The 15,501-nt window shown below is 57.7% G+C and carries 17 protein-coding genes; 4 read left to right on the plus strand and 13 right to left on the minus strand.

Translation table 11 applies throughout. From position 1 onward, the window contains the following. Nucleotides 1-32 precede the first annotated feature (32 nt). Nucleotides 33-524 carry a roadblock/LC7 domain-containing protein gene (locus GEOBRER4_RS19545; protein WP_185243635.1) on the minus strand — a complete coding sequence of 164 codons (492 nt, stop codon included), beginning with the start codon at nucleotides 522-524 and terminating at the stop codon, nucleotides 33-35. Nucleotides 525-624: 100 nt separating this feature from the next. Next, the gene (locus GEOBRER4_RS19550; RefSeq protein WP_185243636.1) at nucleotides 625-2,034 is read right to left on the minus strand and encodes a phosphoglucomutase/phosphomannomutase family protein; all 1,410 of its coding nucleotides are present in this window, start codon (nucleotides 2,032-2,034) and stop codon (nucleotides 625-627) included. Between the two features lie 157 nt (nucleotides 2,035-2,191). On the opposite strand from GEOBRER4_RS19550, the gene GEOBRER4_RS19555 reads away from it, so the two are divergent. Continuing rightward, entirely contained in the window at nucleotides 2,192-2,770 is a 579-nt protein-coding gene (locus GEOBRER4_RS19555; protein ID WP_185243637.1) for a peptidylprolyl isomerase, read from the plus strand. A 36-nt stretch (nucleotides 2,771-2,806) separates the two neighbouring features. On the opposite strand, the gene GEOBRER4_RS19560 is transcribed toward GEOBRER4_RS19555, so the two are convergent. From GEOBRER4_RS19560 to GEOBRER4_RS19605, 10 genes are all read right to left on the minus strand, one after another. Next, nucleotides 2,807-3,478: a cytochrome c biogenesis protein ResB gene (locus tag GEOBRER4_RS19560; protein WP_185243638.1), complete on the minus strand. Its 672-nt coding sequence runs from the start codon at nucleotides 3,476-3,478 to the stop codon at nucleotides 2,807-2,809. A 106-nt stretch (nucleotides 3,479-3,584) separates the two neighbouring features. Next, nucleotides 3,585-3,977 (minus strand): GxxExxY protein, encoded by a 393-nt coding sequence (locus GEOBRER4_RS19565; RefSeq protein ID WP_185243639.1) that lies wholly within the window; start codon nucleotides 3,975-3,977, stop codon nucleotides 3,585-3,587. Nucleotides 3,978-4,154: 177 nt separating this feature from the next. Beyond that, the gene (locus GEOBRER4_RS19570; protein ID WP_085814570.1) at nucleotides 4,155-4,871 is read right to left on the minus strand and encodes a cytochrome c biogenesis protein; all 717 of its coding nucleotides are present in this window, start codon (nucleotides 4,869-4,871) and stop codon (nucleotides 4,155-4,157) included. Nucleotides 4,872-4,898: 27 nt separating this feature from the next. Then, a complete protein-coding gene (gene def / locus GEOBRER4_RS19575) occupies nucleotides 4,899-5,405 on the minus strand; it encodes a peptide deformylase (protein ID WP_185243640.1) in 507 nt (168 codons plus the stop codon). Between the two features lie 4 nt (nucleotides 5,406-5,409). Then, on the minus strand, nucleotides 5,410-5,976 hold the full coding sequence (locus GEOBRER4_RS19580; protein WP_185243641.1) for a glycine cleavage system protein R: 567 nt from the start codon (nucleotides 5,974-5,976) through the stop codon (nucleotides 5,410-5,412). 22 nt (nucleotides 5,977-5,998) lie between these two features. Then, nucleotides 5,999-8,329 (minus strand): DNA translocase FtsK, encoded by a 2,331-nt coding sequence (locus GEOBRER4_RS19585; protein WP_185243642.1) that lies wholly within the window; start codon nucleotides 8,327-8,329, stop codon nucleotides 5,999-6,001. A gap of 45 nt (nucleotides 8,330-8,374) precedes the next feature. After that, nucleotides 8,375-10,051 carry a ribonuclease J gene (locus tag GEOBRER4_RS19590; protein WP_185243643.1) on the minus strand — a complete coding sequence of 559 codons (1,677 nt, stop codon included), beginning with the start codon at nucleotides 10,049-10,051 and terminating at the stop codon, nucleotides 8,375-8,377. A gap of 73 nt (nucleotides 10,052-10,124) precedes the next feature. Further along, nucleotides 10,125-10,526, minus strand: coding sequence for a hypothetical protein (locus GEOBRER4_RS19595; protein WP_185243644.1), 402 nt, complete (start codon nucleotides 10,524-10,526; stop codon nucleotides 10,125-10,127). A 34-nt stretch (nucleotides 10,527-10,560) separates the two neighbouring features. Continuing rightward, the gene (locus GEOBRER4_RS19600; protein WP_085814560.1) at nucleotides 10,561-10,743 is read right to left on the minus strand and encodes a hypothetical protein; all 183 of its coding nucleotides are present in this window, start codon (nucleotides 10,741-10,743) and stop codon (nucleotides 10,561-10,563) included. After that, nucleotides 10,744-11,439, minus strand: a complete 696-nt coding sequence (locus tag GEOBRER4_RS19605) for a lysophospholipid acyltransferase family protein (protein ID WP_085814558.1) — start codon at nucleotides 11,437-11,439, stop codon at nucleotides 10,744-10,746. Between the two features lie 282 nt (nucleotides 11,440-11,721). Here GEOBRER4_RS19605 and GEOBRER4_RS19610 point away from each other — a divergent pair, with 282 nt between their 5' ends. The 3 genes from GEOBRER4_RS19610 to GEOBRER4_RS19620 all read left to right on the plus strand — a co-directional run bounded on the left by GEOBRER4_RS19610 (nucleotide 11,722) and on the right by GEOBRER4_RS19620 (nucleotide 14,282). Continuing rightward, nucleotides 11,722-12,162, plus strand: a complete 441-nt coding sequence (locus tag GEOBRER4_RS19610) for a single-stranded DNA-binding protein (RefSeq protein ID WP_185243645.1) — start codon at nucleotides 11,722-11,724, stop codon at nucleotides 12,160-12,162. Nucleotides 12,163-12,372: 210 nt separating this feature from the next. Continuing rightward, nucleotides 12,373-13,563, plus strand: a complete 1,191-nt coding sequence (gene tcmP, locus GEOBRER4_RS19615) for a three-Cys-motif partner protein TcmP (RefSeq protein WP_185243646.1) — start codon at nucleotides 12,373-12,375, stop codon at nucleotides 13,561-13,563. Next, on the plus strand, nucleotides 13,542-14,282 hold the full coding sequence (locus GEOBRER4_RS19620; RefSeq protein WP_185243647.1) for a DUF5131 family protein: 741 nt from the start codon (nucleotides 13,542-13,544) through the stop codon (nucleotides 14,280-14,282). Before tcmP ends, GEOBRER4_RS19620 begins: the two co-directional genes overlap by 22 nt. 329 nt (nucleotides 14,283-14,611) lie before the next feature. Here GEOBRER4_RS19620 and GEOBRER4_RS19625 read toward each other — a convergent pair whose 3' ends face one another. Next, entirely contained in the window at nucleotides 14,612-15,220 is a 609-nt protein-coding gene (locus GEOBRER4_RS19625) for a YajG family lipoprotein (RefSeq protein WP_185243648.1), read from the minus strand. Between the last annotated feature and the right edge of the window lie 281 nt (nucleotides 15,221-15,501).

Below are 15,501 nucleotides of genomic sequence, written 5' to 3' on the forward strand. Positions count from 1 at the left end.
TCGCATTGATTTCTATTGCTCGAACCCCGTCTTTAGCTGAACAGGTTGTCGATGTCGTCGTCGGTGATCTCGGCGAAGGGGAACTCGCTTTCGCCGCTTTTCTCTTTTTCCTCGCTTTTTTGCATCAGCCTGCCGAAGATCGCCGAGAGTTCCTCGGAGGCCTTCTTCACCCTGAGCCGCACCAGTCCCAGGGAGGAGCGGGTGTCGAACAGCACCACGAGAATGACCCTGCCGGCAACGATGGAGATGTGCAGGTTGTCCTTCTCCCCCTCGTGGAAGAGGATCGAGAATTCCTTTTCGCCGATCAGCTTTGCCAGGCCGCCGGTGGCGGCTATGTTCCCGGCGGTGAGCGAGGCAAGCGAGGTGGTGTCGAAGCGCTCGGTCTCGCCGCAACCGGTGATGAGCTGGCCGTTTTTGTCCACCAGGAAGATCACCTTGGCGTTGGCTTCCCTGAGAAGCTTTTCGATCACAGCGTTTATCTGTTTGAATTCCTCGTCGTACATAATCAACTGAGGATTCGCCATGGGTGACTCCTTGGGGGGTGCTGAATTTTTCCGCGAAAGCTATTCTATAGCAGAAGCCACCAGCCATTTCAAGGTAATTGACCTTAGCAATAACCGCTTCTTACACGCCTGCGATCCGCTTCGCCGCCTCCAGGAGAGAGGCCACCTTATCCGGTTCCCTCGCCTCGCTGTACAGCCTCAGCACCGGTTCCGTGCCCGAAGGACGGATCAGGAGCCAGGCGCCGTCCTCCAGTATGTACTTGAATCCGTCGCTGAAATTCGTCGCCGCCACCCGGTACCCGGCTATGGCGCCGACGGTGCCGCCGCGCAGCTTTTCCAAGAGCTGCTGCTTGGCCGGGACAGCGATAGGAACGTCGATACGGCGGTAGTGGAAGTGCCCGATCTCGTCCATGGTCTCCTCGAGCAGAGCCCTGAGCCCCTTCCCGCTCATGGCCATCGCCTCCAGAAGCAGGAGCGCCATAAGTACGCCGTCGCGCTCAGGGATGTGCCCCTTTACCCCCAGCCCCCCCGACTCTTCGCCACCCATCAGGATGTCGTGTTCCAGCATCATCTCGCATATGTGCTTGAACCCGATCGGGGTCTCGAAGAGCTGCAAGCCGTACCTTTCCGCCAGCCGGTCGATCATCTGGGTCGTGGAGACCGTCTTCACCACCCCTCCCCGCAGCCCTTTCCTCTCGTAGAGGTGACGGAGCAGCACGGTGAAGATCTTGTGCGAAGAGAAGTATTCCCCTTTCTCGTCCACCGCGCCGATGCGGTCGGCGTCGCCGTCCAGTGCAAGCCCCACGTCGAAGAAACCGTCGGCGACCACCTGCGACAGCTCACCCAGGTGCTCGCCTATGGGCTCCGGAGGGTGCCCGCCGAAGGCAGGGTTCTCGCTGCCGTGAATTTCGACCACCCCCGGCAGCAGGCGCGGCAAGAATCCGCACCCCGCGCCGAACATCGGGTCTGCAACCGTCTTGATGCCGCTGGAGCGGATCAAATCCAGGTCGACGTAGCTCCCAAGCTGGGCCAGATAGGGGGCGCCGGCATCGAAGTAGCGCACCTTTCCCGACTCGAGTCCTTCTGCAAGCGTCACCGCCTGCACCTGGCGGCCCTCCGCCAGGTTGCGCGCCACCATCTGCTCCAGGACCCTGGTGGTGCTGGGCCTTGCCGAGCCGCCGAAAGACTCCTTCACCTTGAAACCGTTGTAGCTCGGGGGGTTGTGGCTGGCGGTGATCATGATCCCGGCGCCGGCCCCCATCTCGTGGACCGCCCAGGAAACGGCCGGAGTAGGCGTGTAGCTCTCCGAGAGCCTGGTCTCGATGCCGTTTGCCGCTGCGATCCCCGCTACCCTCTCGGCGAACTCGCGGGAAAGAAAGCGCCTGTCATATCCGATCACCAACCCTTTTTGCGCAACCTTCTTGTCGTGCAGGTAATCCATGGTGGCCTGCGCCACCACGGAGAGGTTTTCAAAGGTGAAGGTGTCCGCGATCACGCCGCGCCAACCGTCGGTACCGAATCGGATCTGCAAAGGGGAAATCCTCCAAAAAATTTAATGTTCGGCATTTTCCACAGCGGCGGGCGCTCTGTCAACCTTTACTTGCGCTAATGCGGCCCGAAGTGGTTGACCGCCTGTTGTTATTGGCTTATAAAAGACCGATCGGATTCTATTTAAAGGGAGGAACTACATGCTGAAAAGAATCTTGCTGGTAGCGGTCCTGGCACTTTGCTTTGCCTGCAGCGCATTCGCTGCCGAGGCGAAGAACCCGGTACTGGTCCTGGAGACGAGCCAGGGGAACGTGAAGGTCGAGCTGTTCGAGAAGCAGGCTCCCATCACCGTAAAGAACTTCCTGGAGTACGCCAAAAGCGGCTTTTACGACGGGACCATCTTCCACAGGGTCATACCCAGCTTCATGATCCAGGGGGGCGGGTTCAACAAGGAGATGATCCCCAAGGCGACCCGTGCTCCCATCAAGAACGAGGCCAACAACGGCCTGAAGAACGACCGCGGCACGCTCGCGATGGCGCGCACAGGCATGGTCGATTCGGCCACCGCGCAGTTCTTCATCAACGTGGTTAACAACAACTACCTGAACCACAACCCGGCCGGCGGCGCAGGTTCCTTCGGCTACGCCGTATTCGGCAAGGTCTTGGAAGGGATGGACGTGGTCGACAAGATCGCCGGCACCCCGACCGGGGTAGTCAACGGCATGCCGAACGTGCCGGTGACGCCGGTTGTGATCAAGAGCGTAAAGATACTGAAGTAGCAAAAAGGGGCGCCTCGCGGCGCCCCTTCTCATTTCTCATCTCCCCTTTCGCTGCGCTAGCAGCATCACGTTTCCCGCCATGAAGAAGAGCGCCCCCAAAAGCGCCGCCCATGCTCCCGGCTCCCGGTGGATCTCGACGAGAGCCATCGGCATCGGGGCGAGCGCCACCTCTTTGAGGTAGATCCCGTACCCCTGGTGGAAAATCGGGTGGTTCGGCTGCACCTCAGCGACCTTTCCTTTTACCCGCAACTGCGCCCGGTAGGAACTGAGCATCCCCATCTGCCCCACCTCCCCTGAGATCCTCTCCACCAGCACCTGGTCGCCGTCCGGGAAGCCGATGGTCCCCCCCTCCGTCAGCTGCATCTGCTGTTTGAAGCCGCCGTAAGAGGAAAAGAGGTGGGCGATCACCACGAGGAGGAACCCCGCGTGCATCAGGTGGGGCGCTATGCTGCGTCCCTTCTTCCTGAGGGCGTCGATGCTGCAGATAACTGCGTTCAGGAAGAGGATGGCCAGGAAGATGATGCAGAGCCAGAGCCACCAGGAAAGGGAGAGCGGCGCCCGTTGCAGCCAGAAGAGAAGCGGCATGTCGTTCAGCCCCGACTCGCTGGCGCGGGTGAAGGAGCCGAGCGCCAGCGTGGCCATGACGCCGGTCATAAGCCACAGGCCGAGGTTGAGCGAGGTAAAACCAGAGTAGAGAGCTTTCAGCACTTGTTACGCTCCAAAAGTCAAATGCATCGCACGCGGATTACGCGGATGAAACGGATAAACGCGGATAATACCTAAAGCCTGATGGGTTAATCCGCCGTTATCCGCGTCATCCGTTAAATCCGTGTGCGACGCCGTTGTTGGTAAAAATTATTCTTTTGAATTCCGGCTTTTTTCCGAAGTTCAGAAGCAATCCTACTTCTTTATTTGAAGCTTTGAGATAGTTTGTCAACTGGGCGCAGTGCTCATTATGTATGGCCTCTGCAGCTTTCAGTTCCAGAACAATTAAATCTTGAACCATGACATCGGCAAAATAGTCACCGACCAGCTTGCCGTCGTAGTAAACAGGAATCTGTGTTTGCTGCTTCACCTCGAGCCCTGACTTCATCAGTTCGATCGCGAGAGCGTTTTCGTATACCTTTTCAAGGAATCCGAAGCCGAGAGTGTTGTAAACCTTGTAAAACGCATTCAGAATCTTGTCAGTGATGCTTTCGTGAATCATTTCAACCTCCCATGCAAGAGAAAGTAGAAAAGATTCTACCGTACAAATTCAAATGCATCGCACGCGGATTACGCGGATAGAACGGATAAGCGCGGATAATACCTAAAGCCTGATGGGTTAATCCGCCGTTATCCGCGTCATCCGTTAAATCCGTGTGCGACGTAGTTGATTTTGCATTTAAAAGCTATGCGAGCTGCGCATCAGCAAGCTAACACCGAGGTAGGTGAACAGGGTCACGAAGAAGCCCACGATCCCCATCCAGGCAAAGCCGCGATCCCAGGACTGCCCCTTCAACCGCAGGTGCAGATACAGCGAATAGAAGACCCAGAGGATGGAAGTCCACAGCTCCTTTGCTGTCCAAAGCCAGTAGGTCCCCCAGGCGTAGTACCCCCAGATCCCCCCTGAGATCATGGAAAGCGAGAAAAAGGTGTACCCCACCAGCGCCGCACGGTACTGCAGGTCCAGCACCTGCCTCTTTCCCTGCACGAGGAACAGGCCGCCGAAGAGCGCGGCGATGCCGAAGAGGGCGTAGGCGAAGAAGGCGAGCGCCACGTGCAGCTCGAACCAGTAGGTGTCCAGCACGGGGGGAAGCGGCATGTTGAGCGTGGGGAAAGGGGTCGCCAGGAGCGCGAAGAGACCGGCCAAAAGGCCGGAGCCCCAGGTGACGAAGCGCCCGTTCCCCGCCGCGCGGGCGTAGAGGAAGGGAAGCGCCATGAGCCCGATGGAGCTGGAGAAGAAGGCAAGGGTGTCCTGCGGCCCGATCAGCGGCAGCCTGCCGAGCGCGAGGCCCCGCGACCCGAGGTAAACGAGACCGGCGGCAACTGCTGCCAGGAACACGGGACGCCTGAAGGAAGCAAGGTAGAGCACGGCGGAGCTAATCAGCAGCCATTTCATCAAAGAACCCTCAAACCGTTGGAGGTTTTACTTGTAGCTCTTCCTGCGGAAGAGGCCGGTCTTCAGCGAGGCGATCCGGTCCAGGAAGAGCAGGCCGTCCAGGTGGTCCAGCTCGTGCTGGATGGCGACCGCCTCGAAGCCGGAGGCCTCTATCTCCCGCACGGTCCCGTCGGGCTCGGTGAAGCGCAGCGTGAGCTCGGTGGCGCGCTCGACGTCGCCGGTGTAATCCGGCACGCTCATGCACCCCTCGCGCATCACGGCGGCGCCGCTTCTGGCCAGGATCTCAGGGTTGATTATCAGCATCAGCCCGTGGTTGTTGTCCTTGCCGTGACGGTTCTTGGAAACGTCGATGACACAGACGCGCAGCGACACGCCGATCTGGGGGGAGGCGACCCCGACGGAGCCGGGCCCGGCATGCATGGTGTCGACCAGGTCATCCACCAGCTGGCGCACCCAGTCGTCGATCTGTTCCACAACCTGGCAGGGGGTCTTCAGTATCTGGTTCGGGTAGGTAACTATATTTCGTACAGCCATATCGTCAGAGCGAGACCGGTGTGATGAGCCGCACCGAAATCTCCACACTCAACTCCTTTTTCAGTTTTTCCAGCAGGTTGGTGACGTCTTCCACCGTCATACCGTTGGGAAGGGCCGCTTCGAGTACCAGCACGTAGACCGGGTCGTCCGGCGTCCCGATCAGCTTGGTGTTCAGGTCGGCGATGCTGACGCCGCGGTCGGCGAGCTCGCGGGTGACACGGTAGACGATGCCCGATTTGTCGCTGCCGTACACGGAGATCAGGCAAAGCTCCCCCACCGGTCCCTGGTAGCAGACCTCGTCGTCCTTCAGGGGACGGATGAAGGCGGAGAGACCGGTGTTGGCGTTCTTCAGCGCGAAGTCGGCTTCGAGCTGCTTCTTGGAGAAGGGCTTCTCGTGGGAGACGATCAGGATCATGGCGAACTCGCCTCCCAGCATGGTGCAGCTGGAGTCTTCCACGTTGCAGCCGAGCTTGTAGAGGACCTCGGAGGCGTCCGCGACGATGCCGGTGCGGTCCTTGCCGATGATGGTCACGGCGAAATGGGCCAGGTTGGGCTTGCGGCAAAGGTTCATTGTTTCTCCTTCTAAATATCCATCAGATCTTGTTGATAAAAACTTCACGCGGCTTGCTGGTGCCGTCGGAGGGGCCAATGACCCCTTCCTGCTCCATCTTCTCGATGATGCGGGCGGCGCGGTTGTAGCCGATGCGCAGGCGGCGCTGGATCATGGAGATGGACGCCTGCTTCGCCTCGGCCACCAGCGCCAGCGCGTCGTCGTAGCGCTCGTCGATCTCTTCCTCGTCGTCGCCCCCTCCCTTCTCGTCGGAGGCCTTCATCTCGAGAATCGACTTCTCGTACACCGGCTTTCCCTGCTTCTTCAGGAACTCGACCACGCGCTGCACCTCGGCGTCGGAGACGAAGGCGCCGTGGGAGCGGAGCATCTTCGAGGTCCCCGGCGGGAGGAAGAGCATGTCCCCTGCCCCCAGGAGCGACTCGGCGCCGTTGCCGTCCAGGATGGTGCGGGAGTCGATCTTGGAGGAGACCTGGAATGAGATCCTGGCCGGGAAGTTCGCCTTGATCAGGCCGGTGATGACGTCGACCGACGGGCGCTGGGTGGCGAGGATCAGGTGGATCCCCGCGGCGCGCGCCATCTGGGCGAGGCGGGCGATGGATTCCTCGATCTCGCGGCCGGCGACCATCATCAGGTCGGCGAGCTCGTCGACGATGACCACGATGTAGGGGAGATGGCCGTGCTCCAGCTGGTCTTCCTTGGCCAGGAAGGCCTGGATCGCCGCCTCGCGCGCCTCCATGTCCTCCGGGTCCTCGAGATGATCCGGCTCCTCGATCTCCTCGACCACCACGGTCTCGCGCGCCTTGTTCTCGGCAATTTCCTTCTCTTCCCGCTCCAGTTCGCGGTTGTAGGAGTCGATGTTCCTGACCCCCTTGTCGGACATGAGCCGGTAGCGGCGCCCCATCTCCTCGACCGCCCACTTGAGCGCGAGCGCCGCCTTCTTGGGGTTGGTGACGACCGGCAACAGGAGGTGCGGGATCCCCTCGTAGACGGAGAGTTCCAGCATCTTGGGGTCGACCATGATGATCCTGACGTCGGTAGGCGTCGAGGTGTAAAGGAGCGAGAGGATCATGGTGTTGATGGCGACCGACTTGCCCGAACCTGTCGCACCCGCAACCAGAAGGTGCGGCATCTTGGCCAGATCGGTTACCAGCGGGTTCCCCGCGATGTCCTTTCCGAGCGCCAGCGGGAGCTTCATCTTCCCCTTGTGGAACTGCTCGGAGTTGAAGATCTCCTTCAGGGAAACCATCTCGCGCTCGCGGTTGGGGAGCTCGATACCCACCACCCCCTTGCCCGGAATCGGCGCAACGATGCGGATGGAATGGGCCTGGAGCGCCATGGTGAGGTCGTCCTGGAGCCCCGCGATGCGGCTCACCTTGATGCCGGGGCCCGGGGAGAACTCGTACATGGTGATGACCGGGCCGGGGCAGATCTCCACCACTTCGCCCTCGACGCCGAAGTCCTTCAGCTTCTTCTCCATGAGGCGAGCGTTCATGGTGAGGGTTTCGCGGTCCTGGCGCTTGCCGGCCTCTGGGATCGGGTCGAGCAGGGAGAGCGGCGGGGTGCGGAAGTTCCCCTCCACCTTGATGAACTCGAACGCCTCCTGGACCGGCGCGCTCTTCTTCTCGTCCTGCTTCTTCTCCTTCTTCACGGCGGGCGCGGGAGTCGGCGGCGCCACCACGGCCGGCTTTATCACCGGAGCCGCGTGAGGCTTCGCCTTCTCACCTTTCTCACCTTTTTCCTTCTTCTCCGCCGCAAGCTCGCGGTTCAGCGCCTGGCGTTGCTTGTGCTTCGCCCACCGCTCCTTGAGCGCCGTCACCCACCAGTTGGCGAAGAGAACGAAGGAGAAACGGGAAAGGAGCATGGCCGAGGCCGCCAGCATGGGGAGCAGGATGAGGAGCGCCCCGAACTTCCCGAAGCCGCGCTTGAGAAGTTCCGCACTCTGGTAGCCGACGAAGCCGCCGCTTGGCACCCGCTGCCCCAGGAACTCAGTGAACTGCAGGTTGAAGGCGAAGAGCCCCGACACCGAGACCACGAGCAGCACGAAGCCGACCGCCTTGTAGCGGCGCCACCTGATCGGGTCAGGCCCGAAGGCCCGGTAGGTCAGGTAGATGAGGGTGCAGGGGAAGATGTAGGAGGCGAGCCCGAAAAGCTGCAGGAAGATGTCCGCCAGCTGCGCGCCGAAGCGCCCCCCAAGGTTGTGGGTCTGCATCGAGGTGGAAACGCTGTTGAAAGAGAGGTCCTCCCCGTTGAACGAGGCGAGCGCGACGCTGAGGAAGATCCCGGCGACGGCGAACGCCATCCCCTTCATCTCCTTGGTAACCTTCTCTTTTTTTTCTATCTTCTCGTCGGCCATAAAAATCCGTTAAGTGCGGTTCAAGTTCAACGTTGAACGGGTTCTTTACATCTCCAACACGAGCGGCAGTATCACCGGGCGCCTTTCCAGCGTCTTGTTGAAGAGCCGGCGCAGCACACGGCGCACTTCCAGCTTCACCTCGTTCCAGTCGGTCATCACCTCTGGGGTGACGAGGGCCAGGGTGTCGAGCACGACCTTCTTGGCCTCCTCCAGGTACTCCTGGCTGTCGTCCTCGAAGACGAAGCCGCGGGAAACGATGTCGGGGCCGTAGATGATCTCGCCGCTTGTCTGGTTGATGCCGATGATGACCACGACCATGCCGTCTTCCGAAAGGTGCTTTCTATCCTTCAGCACCACGTTGCCGACGTCCCCCACCCCTTTGCCGTCCACGAAGACGCGGCCGGTGTTCACCTGGTCCACGATGCACGCCTCGTCCCCGGCAAAGAGGATGACGTCGCCGTTCACCGCGAGGATGCAGCGCTCCTCCGGGGTCCCGACCTTCTGGGCCAGCTGGGAGTGCTTCACCAGGTGCCGGTACTCGCCGTGCACCGGGACAAAGAAACGGGGCTTGACCAGGTTGTGCAGGAGCTTCAGCTCTTCCTGGCTCGCATGGCCCGAGACGTGGACCTCGGAAACCTTCTCGTGGATCACCTCGGCTCCGCGCCGGTACAGGTGGTTCATCAAGTCGGAGATGGTTTTTTCGTTCCCCGGGATGAAGCGGGAGGAGAGGATGACGGTATCGCCGCGCTCCAGCTTGATCTGCTTATGGTCGTCCATGGCGATCCGGATCAGCGAGCTCCTGGGCTCCCCCTGGCTTCCGGTGGTGATCATGCAGACCTGCTCCTTGGGGAGCCTGGGGAGCTCCTTCAGGTCGATCAGGAGGTCGTCCGGGATCTTCAGGTAGCCGAGCTCCCGCGCGATCTGCACGTTGCCGATCATGGAGCGTCCGTTAAGGAGTACCTTCCTGCCGCTTTTTTCCGCCGCGCGCACCACCTGCTGCACCCGGTGGATGTTGCTGGAGAAGGCGGCGACGATGACCCTGCCGGAGCAGGCGGGGAAGATCTCCTCGAAGGCGTCCCCCACGAGCCGCTCGGAAAGGGTGTACCCCTCGCGCTCGACGTTGGTCGAGTCGGCGAAGAGCGCCAGCACCCCCTTCTCGCCGTAGCGGGAGAAGGTCGCCAGATCGGTCAGTTCGCCGTCGACGGGGGTCTGGTCCAGCTTGAAGTCGCCGGTGTGGATCACCACCCCTTCCGGGGAGCTTATGGCCAGGGCGCAGCCGTCGACGATGGAGTGGGCAACACGGATGAACTCGACCTCGAAGGAACCGAGCTGCACCGTGTCCCGCGGCTTGACCACCCTCAGGTCAACCTTTTGATCCAGCTCGAATTCCTTGAGCTTTTCCTTGACGAAGCCCAAGGTCAGCGCCGTCCCGTAGATGGGGGGATTGATATCCCTCAGCACGTAGGGGAGCGCACCGATGTGGTCCTCGTGCCCGTGGGTGAGCAGGATGGCGCGGATGCTGTCTCTCCTCTCGATCAGGTAGCCGATGTCGGGGATCACCACGTCAATGCCCAGCATGTAGGGTTCGGGGAACATGAGTCCGCAGTCGACGATGACGATATCGTCGCCGTACTCGAAGGCGGCCATGTTCAGCCCTATCTCTCCCAGTCCTCCCAGTGCTACGAACTTAAGCCCGGTGCTCTCTGTGCTGGATGGTTCCAATATCAATCCTTTATCTTTGTATCCCCGGCAGGGAATCGTTGCCTGCAATTCCTTGCCCCGGGGAGGAAGCTCTCTAGCGCTGTCCCTGCTGCAGCGGCACCAGTTGCGCGATCCGGGCGTCGCAGCGCTTGATCCAATCCTCGCCCGGGGTATAGAGGCCGGCAGCGGAGAGGAACGAGCTCCTCAGGGCGCGGTAGGCGATGAGGGCGCGGGGGACGTCGCCGCTTCTCTCGGCGGCCTCGCCGATGGCCCAGAGCTTCTGGGCGCTCTTTTCGACCACGGAGCTCCACGGGGTGTACATGTGGATTGCCGCCTCGTAGCCGGCCACGGCGGCGGTGAAGTTCCCGCTAGCCGATCCCTGCTCCCCCTTTTCGAACTGGGCGTGCTGGCGGTACAGCGTGTTTCCCCAGATGAGGACCAGCGAGATGAGGGCTATGGCGGCGATGTTGACCGCTGCGGTTTTTACCTTTTCCATTTATCGTTACTTCCTGTCCATCCGGTGCAGGGGATCATCCCTGGAAGAAGCGGGGCGCCACCGTGAGCAGGGTGCCAAGGAGGAAGCACGCCACTCCCGCTAGGACCGCCAGGGCCGCCAGGATATCGAACGGCGCGCGCAAGCGGTGGGATGCGGGGAATCCCCAGCAAACCAGGGCTATGCCCGCCGCGGCGAGCGCCAAGTAAGCCATCACCATTTAGTGAACCTCCAACCTTGCCGCGATAGCCTCGCGCACCTGCTCCATCAGTTCTCCTTCCGCGCCCGGCTTGACCGCTATGGGCGCGCCGAAGCTAACGGAGATGGTCCCCGGCCACAGTTCCAGGCGGTTGCGCGGGTTTATCGCCCAACTGCCGTTGATGGTGAAGGGAACGATGGGTACACCCGCCTTTGCCGCCAGCAGGAACGCACCGCGCTTGAAGGGGAGCAGCTTGCCGTCCTTTGTCCGGGTCCCTTCCGGGAAGATGACCACGCTGGTCCCCGAGGCGATCCGCTCAGCCGCCTGCTTCATGCTTTTGAGCGCCTTCCTGCCGTCGCTTCTGTCCAGGGGGATGTATCCCGCCCGCCTCATCGCGGCGCCGAACACCGGCACCTTGAACAGCTCTTCCTTGGCGATCCAGGAGAACAGGCGCGGGATGGCGAGGGTCAGTGCGAAGATGTCGAAGTTCCCCTGGTGGTTCCCCATATAGATGACGGGCCCCTCAGGTGGAACGTGGTTCAACCCGTTCACTTCAAGCCGGATGCGTGACGCGAACAGGGAGCCCAGGCTCCACATTCTGGCGCAGGCGTGCCCGACACGGCCGGAACCGTCGAAAAGCCCCCCGATCACCGCGGCGAGGCTGCATAACAGGGTGTACGGAACGAAGAAAAGTAAATAGATACAAGCTCTCAGCATGACCGGCTACGTTACTTTTTTTTATCTTAGGAGTCAAACCAATTATCGGTATGGCCATACCCCAACCCGCGCCAGTTCCAGCTTGGGCTTTACCCTGCCGGGGACCCCGCCTTTCTCTGTGCCCTTCGTGAACCTCAGGGCCCTCTGTGTTCCGCTTTGGTTTTTCGCCGCAAAATATTGCTTTGCTAGAGGTGGATTTTGATGTAGCATCGGCCCTTCGTTGGGGTATAAAAGACACTTCTTCCATTTTTTAAATATTCATCGATAAAGGAGAAACCGCACATGGCCAGTCTGAACAAGGTGATGCTCATCGGGAACCTGGGCAAAGATCCCGAGGTGCGCTACACCGCCGGCGGCACCGCCGTAGCATCCTTCTCCCTCGCCACCACCGAGAAGTTCAAGGGCAAGGACGGCAACTGGGAAGAGAAGACCGAATGGCACAACATCACCCTCTGGGCGCGTCTTGCCGAGATCGCCGGCGAATACCTTTCCAAGGGGAAGACCGTATATGTCGAAGGGCGTCTGCAGACCCGCAAGTGGACCGACAAAGAAGGGAAAGATCGCTACACCACCGAGATCGTCGGCGAGAAGATGCAGATGCTGTCCAGCAAAGGCGAAGGTGGCGGCGGTGGTCAGCGTCAGTCCAGGCCGCAGCAGGATTACAACCAGGGCGGCGGTTACGAAGAGCCGGTATTCAACCCGGACGACGAGATCCCGTTCTAGTCCGAAACCTTTACCCAGAAAAAGAGCCGCAAGTTTGCACTTGTGGCTCTTTTTCCTTCAAGAAGCAAGATTTACCCTCAGGCTCTGACCTCAAGTTCCCTCGTGACATTGCCTGTCGCTGCTACCAGTTACAATGGTCATTGAGTTTCTTAGGCATTGCCATATACAGAAGAGAGGACCTACTCAGAACAATCCACGACGGAGACTAATATGCCAATCCATTCTTTTTTCGAGAAGAAGCGAACTTGGTCACGGATCAAAGATGAACTTCTGAAGGCATATCTAGCACCATATCTTGCGAAGGTTTCCAAAACTCACAAACCGATCATAGTTGCAGATTGTTTCGCTGGCAAGGGACGTTTCGATGATGGTGAACCAGGGTCTCCATTGATTATCACTGAGGCCATTTCGTCTCAGCTGTCTGATCTCTCTTCACCTGAAATCAAGGCGATTTTCATAGAAAAAAAGTACTTCCGGGAACTGAAGACTAACCTGCCTGCATACCATTGGATTAATGCTCTTGAAGGAGATTACCAAGACCGAATTGAATACTTCATCAGGAACTACAATCCGCGACAGCGGAATTTGTTTTTGTACGTTGATCCTTATGGCATTAAGAACGTTCTCTTTTCCTATTTTGAAGCCATCGCCAAAAAACAATTCCGTACAGTTGAATTATTGCTCAACCTCAACTCACTGGGCTTTCTTCGGGAGGGGTGCCGGCTACTGAAATATCCAGTTTCAGAACATGATCTGCCTGACGTTTATGAACATGACGTTATCACCGTTGAGCGACTTGACGAGATTGCTGGAGGACAGTATTGGCGTGAAATCCTAAAAGAGTTTTACAGCCACCGACTTAAGATGCAGGAAGCAGAGGAACAATTTATTACTAAGTATTGTGATCGGCTGAGACAGGTTTTTCGTTATGTAATAAATATCCCAATTAAGACTAATTTAGACAACATCCCGAAGTATCGTATGGTTTTTGGTACCAATCACGAAGATGGGCTTTTGCTGATGGTAGACAATATGAATAATCGTTGGGCCTCCTTTAGAGAGGAAGCACGTGACAGACAGTCGCCGTTATTTGAGTGCGATCTCCCGGATCCAAACCATCTGCAGGCTGCATGGAACATTGAGGAGAACATTCTTTCGTTCATCAATGATGAAGTAGAATTAAAGGAGTTGCTAGTAAGGCTTGTTGAAGCTTTCGGTATATCTTTTTCAACGCGCCAATATAAGGAGGCACTGAAGAAGATGAAGGGAAACCAGGTTGACGTGAGGTGGTACCCACCAGAGACCCCAACGGGGAAGCCTCGCTCGAGTTGGGACCACACAACAAATGACTTTAAGATAATGATCAGTAGGAGAAGTGGATGGCAACCGTCACTGCTATAGAGTGGACTGAAGAGACATGGAACCCCGTAAAAGGATGCAGCAAGGTGAGTGCCGGTTGCACCAATTGCTATGCTGAAGTAATGGCCCATCGCCTTCAAGCTATGGGAGCCAAGGGTTATGAAAACGGGTTTCAAGTCACACTGCTCCCAGAGCGGCTTCAGCAGCCGATTCAAAAGAAAAAATCAACGCGTTACTTTGTTAATTCTATGGGGGATCTCTTCCATGAAAACGTTCCTGATGCTTTCATCGATGATGTCTTTTCCGTCATAGAGCAGACTCCTCAGCACATTTATCAAATATTAACTAAGCGCTCGCGTAGATTATCAGAATATTGCGGCTCTAAGAGACTTCCCACCAATGCGTGGATGGGCGTTACAGTAGAGGATAGAAAAGACGGTATCCAGCGGATTGATAATTTACGAACCGTAAACGCCTCTGTGAGATTCCTGTCTATCGAACCATTGCTGCAGGACCTTGGGACTCTAAATTTAGTCGGAATCAACTGGGTAATAGTGGGAGGGGAATCCGGCCCCAAAGCTAGACCCATGGACGAAGAATGGGTTCGATCGATTAAAGAGCAGTGCGATAAGCGGAATGTTGCCTTCTTTTTTAAGCAGTGGGGTACGTGGGGACAGGACAAGGTCAAACGCAACAAAAAGGAAAATGGTCGACTGCTGCTCGGTAGAACTTGGTCAGCTTATCCCAATGTGGCAGGCTAACGGGCAAAGGGCAAAAGGGACAGAGCCGAGGCAAAGGGACAGGGATAAGAATATAACTTTCTTCTGCTGAATCTTATAAACTTATACGGGGCCCCTGCCACCCTAGTTGTCACAAAAAGGATGATACGAGCCTGGGCCATAAATAAGCTCGGACGGAGAATGAGCAAGAATAAAGACCTGCCCCCCAGGCTGCCCAGGCTGGTGGCTACAGGCTGTTATTCTGCTGAATCTGCATTCCACAAAAGGTACATAAGCCCCTTCTCGTTCTAAAAAAAAGAAGGCCGGAGACATTGTCTGCCGGCCTTCTTTTTCAAGCTATTAGGCTTGATCTAGTTCTTTGCCTTCAGCAGGGCCGCTATGAAGGTCTTGTCGGCAAACAGCTTCTGCATCCCTTCGTTAAGTGCCTTCTCCAGCGCAAGCTCGGCATTCTCGCCGGTCATCAGTTGGATATTACGCTCGATTCCCTCCGCAACGAACTGATGTGAGTACAGGAAGTCCCCCTTCTTGTTCTTTATGGTGACCCCCATGTTCAGCTCCGCAACGGCGTCCCCCGCAAAGAATCCTGTCTTGAAGTCGTTGTAGTACTTCGTCAGATCGGCATCTATAGTGACGAGGGAGTCCTCACGGCTAAGTCCGAAACCGCGGGCCTTCAGCTCGTACTCGATGGCTTTCTGGAAGGTGACCGCTACATTCTCCGCGGGCAGGATTTGCGCCATTTCCATGCCGAACCCGTTCTTCTTGCTGCTTACCTTGACCTTCTCGTTGCGACTGTCACTCACCTGCACGTTGCAGATTACAGATTTGGCGTTCTCTACAGCGGTTACGCCGCTCTGCGGAGTGTAATTGATGTCTACTGTCGCAGTGGTGAGCGCACAACCGCCGAACATCAGAGAAGACAGTGCTACAACAACAAGAACGAATGACTTCATTTTTCCCATACTTTCTCCTTTAAAGCTTCGGTTAACGACGTTTTCGCGTCGAGGGGTGGTCTCCTAGGGCCAGCAATTCTCACAGGTCTGATGTTTATGCAAACTTTTACCCTGATGTTATTAAATAATGCAATGTATACTGTAAAGCTATGCCTCTATATCAACCTGGGAAACTTTTGTCTACAAATAAGACATCATTATTTAGAAGAAATACTTCTGCTGAAGGTCCGCAAGGGGCTGAGCTACTGGAGCGAGGGGACGTAGGTAGCTTGTGAAACTTATTGAACGGC

This window comes from Citrifermentans bremense (assembly GCF_014218275.1).
GTDB lineage: Bacteria > Desulfobacterota > Desulfuromonadia > Geobacterales > Geobacteraceae > Geomonas > Geomonas pelophila.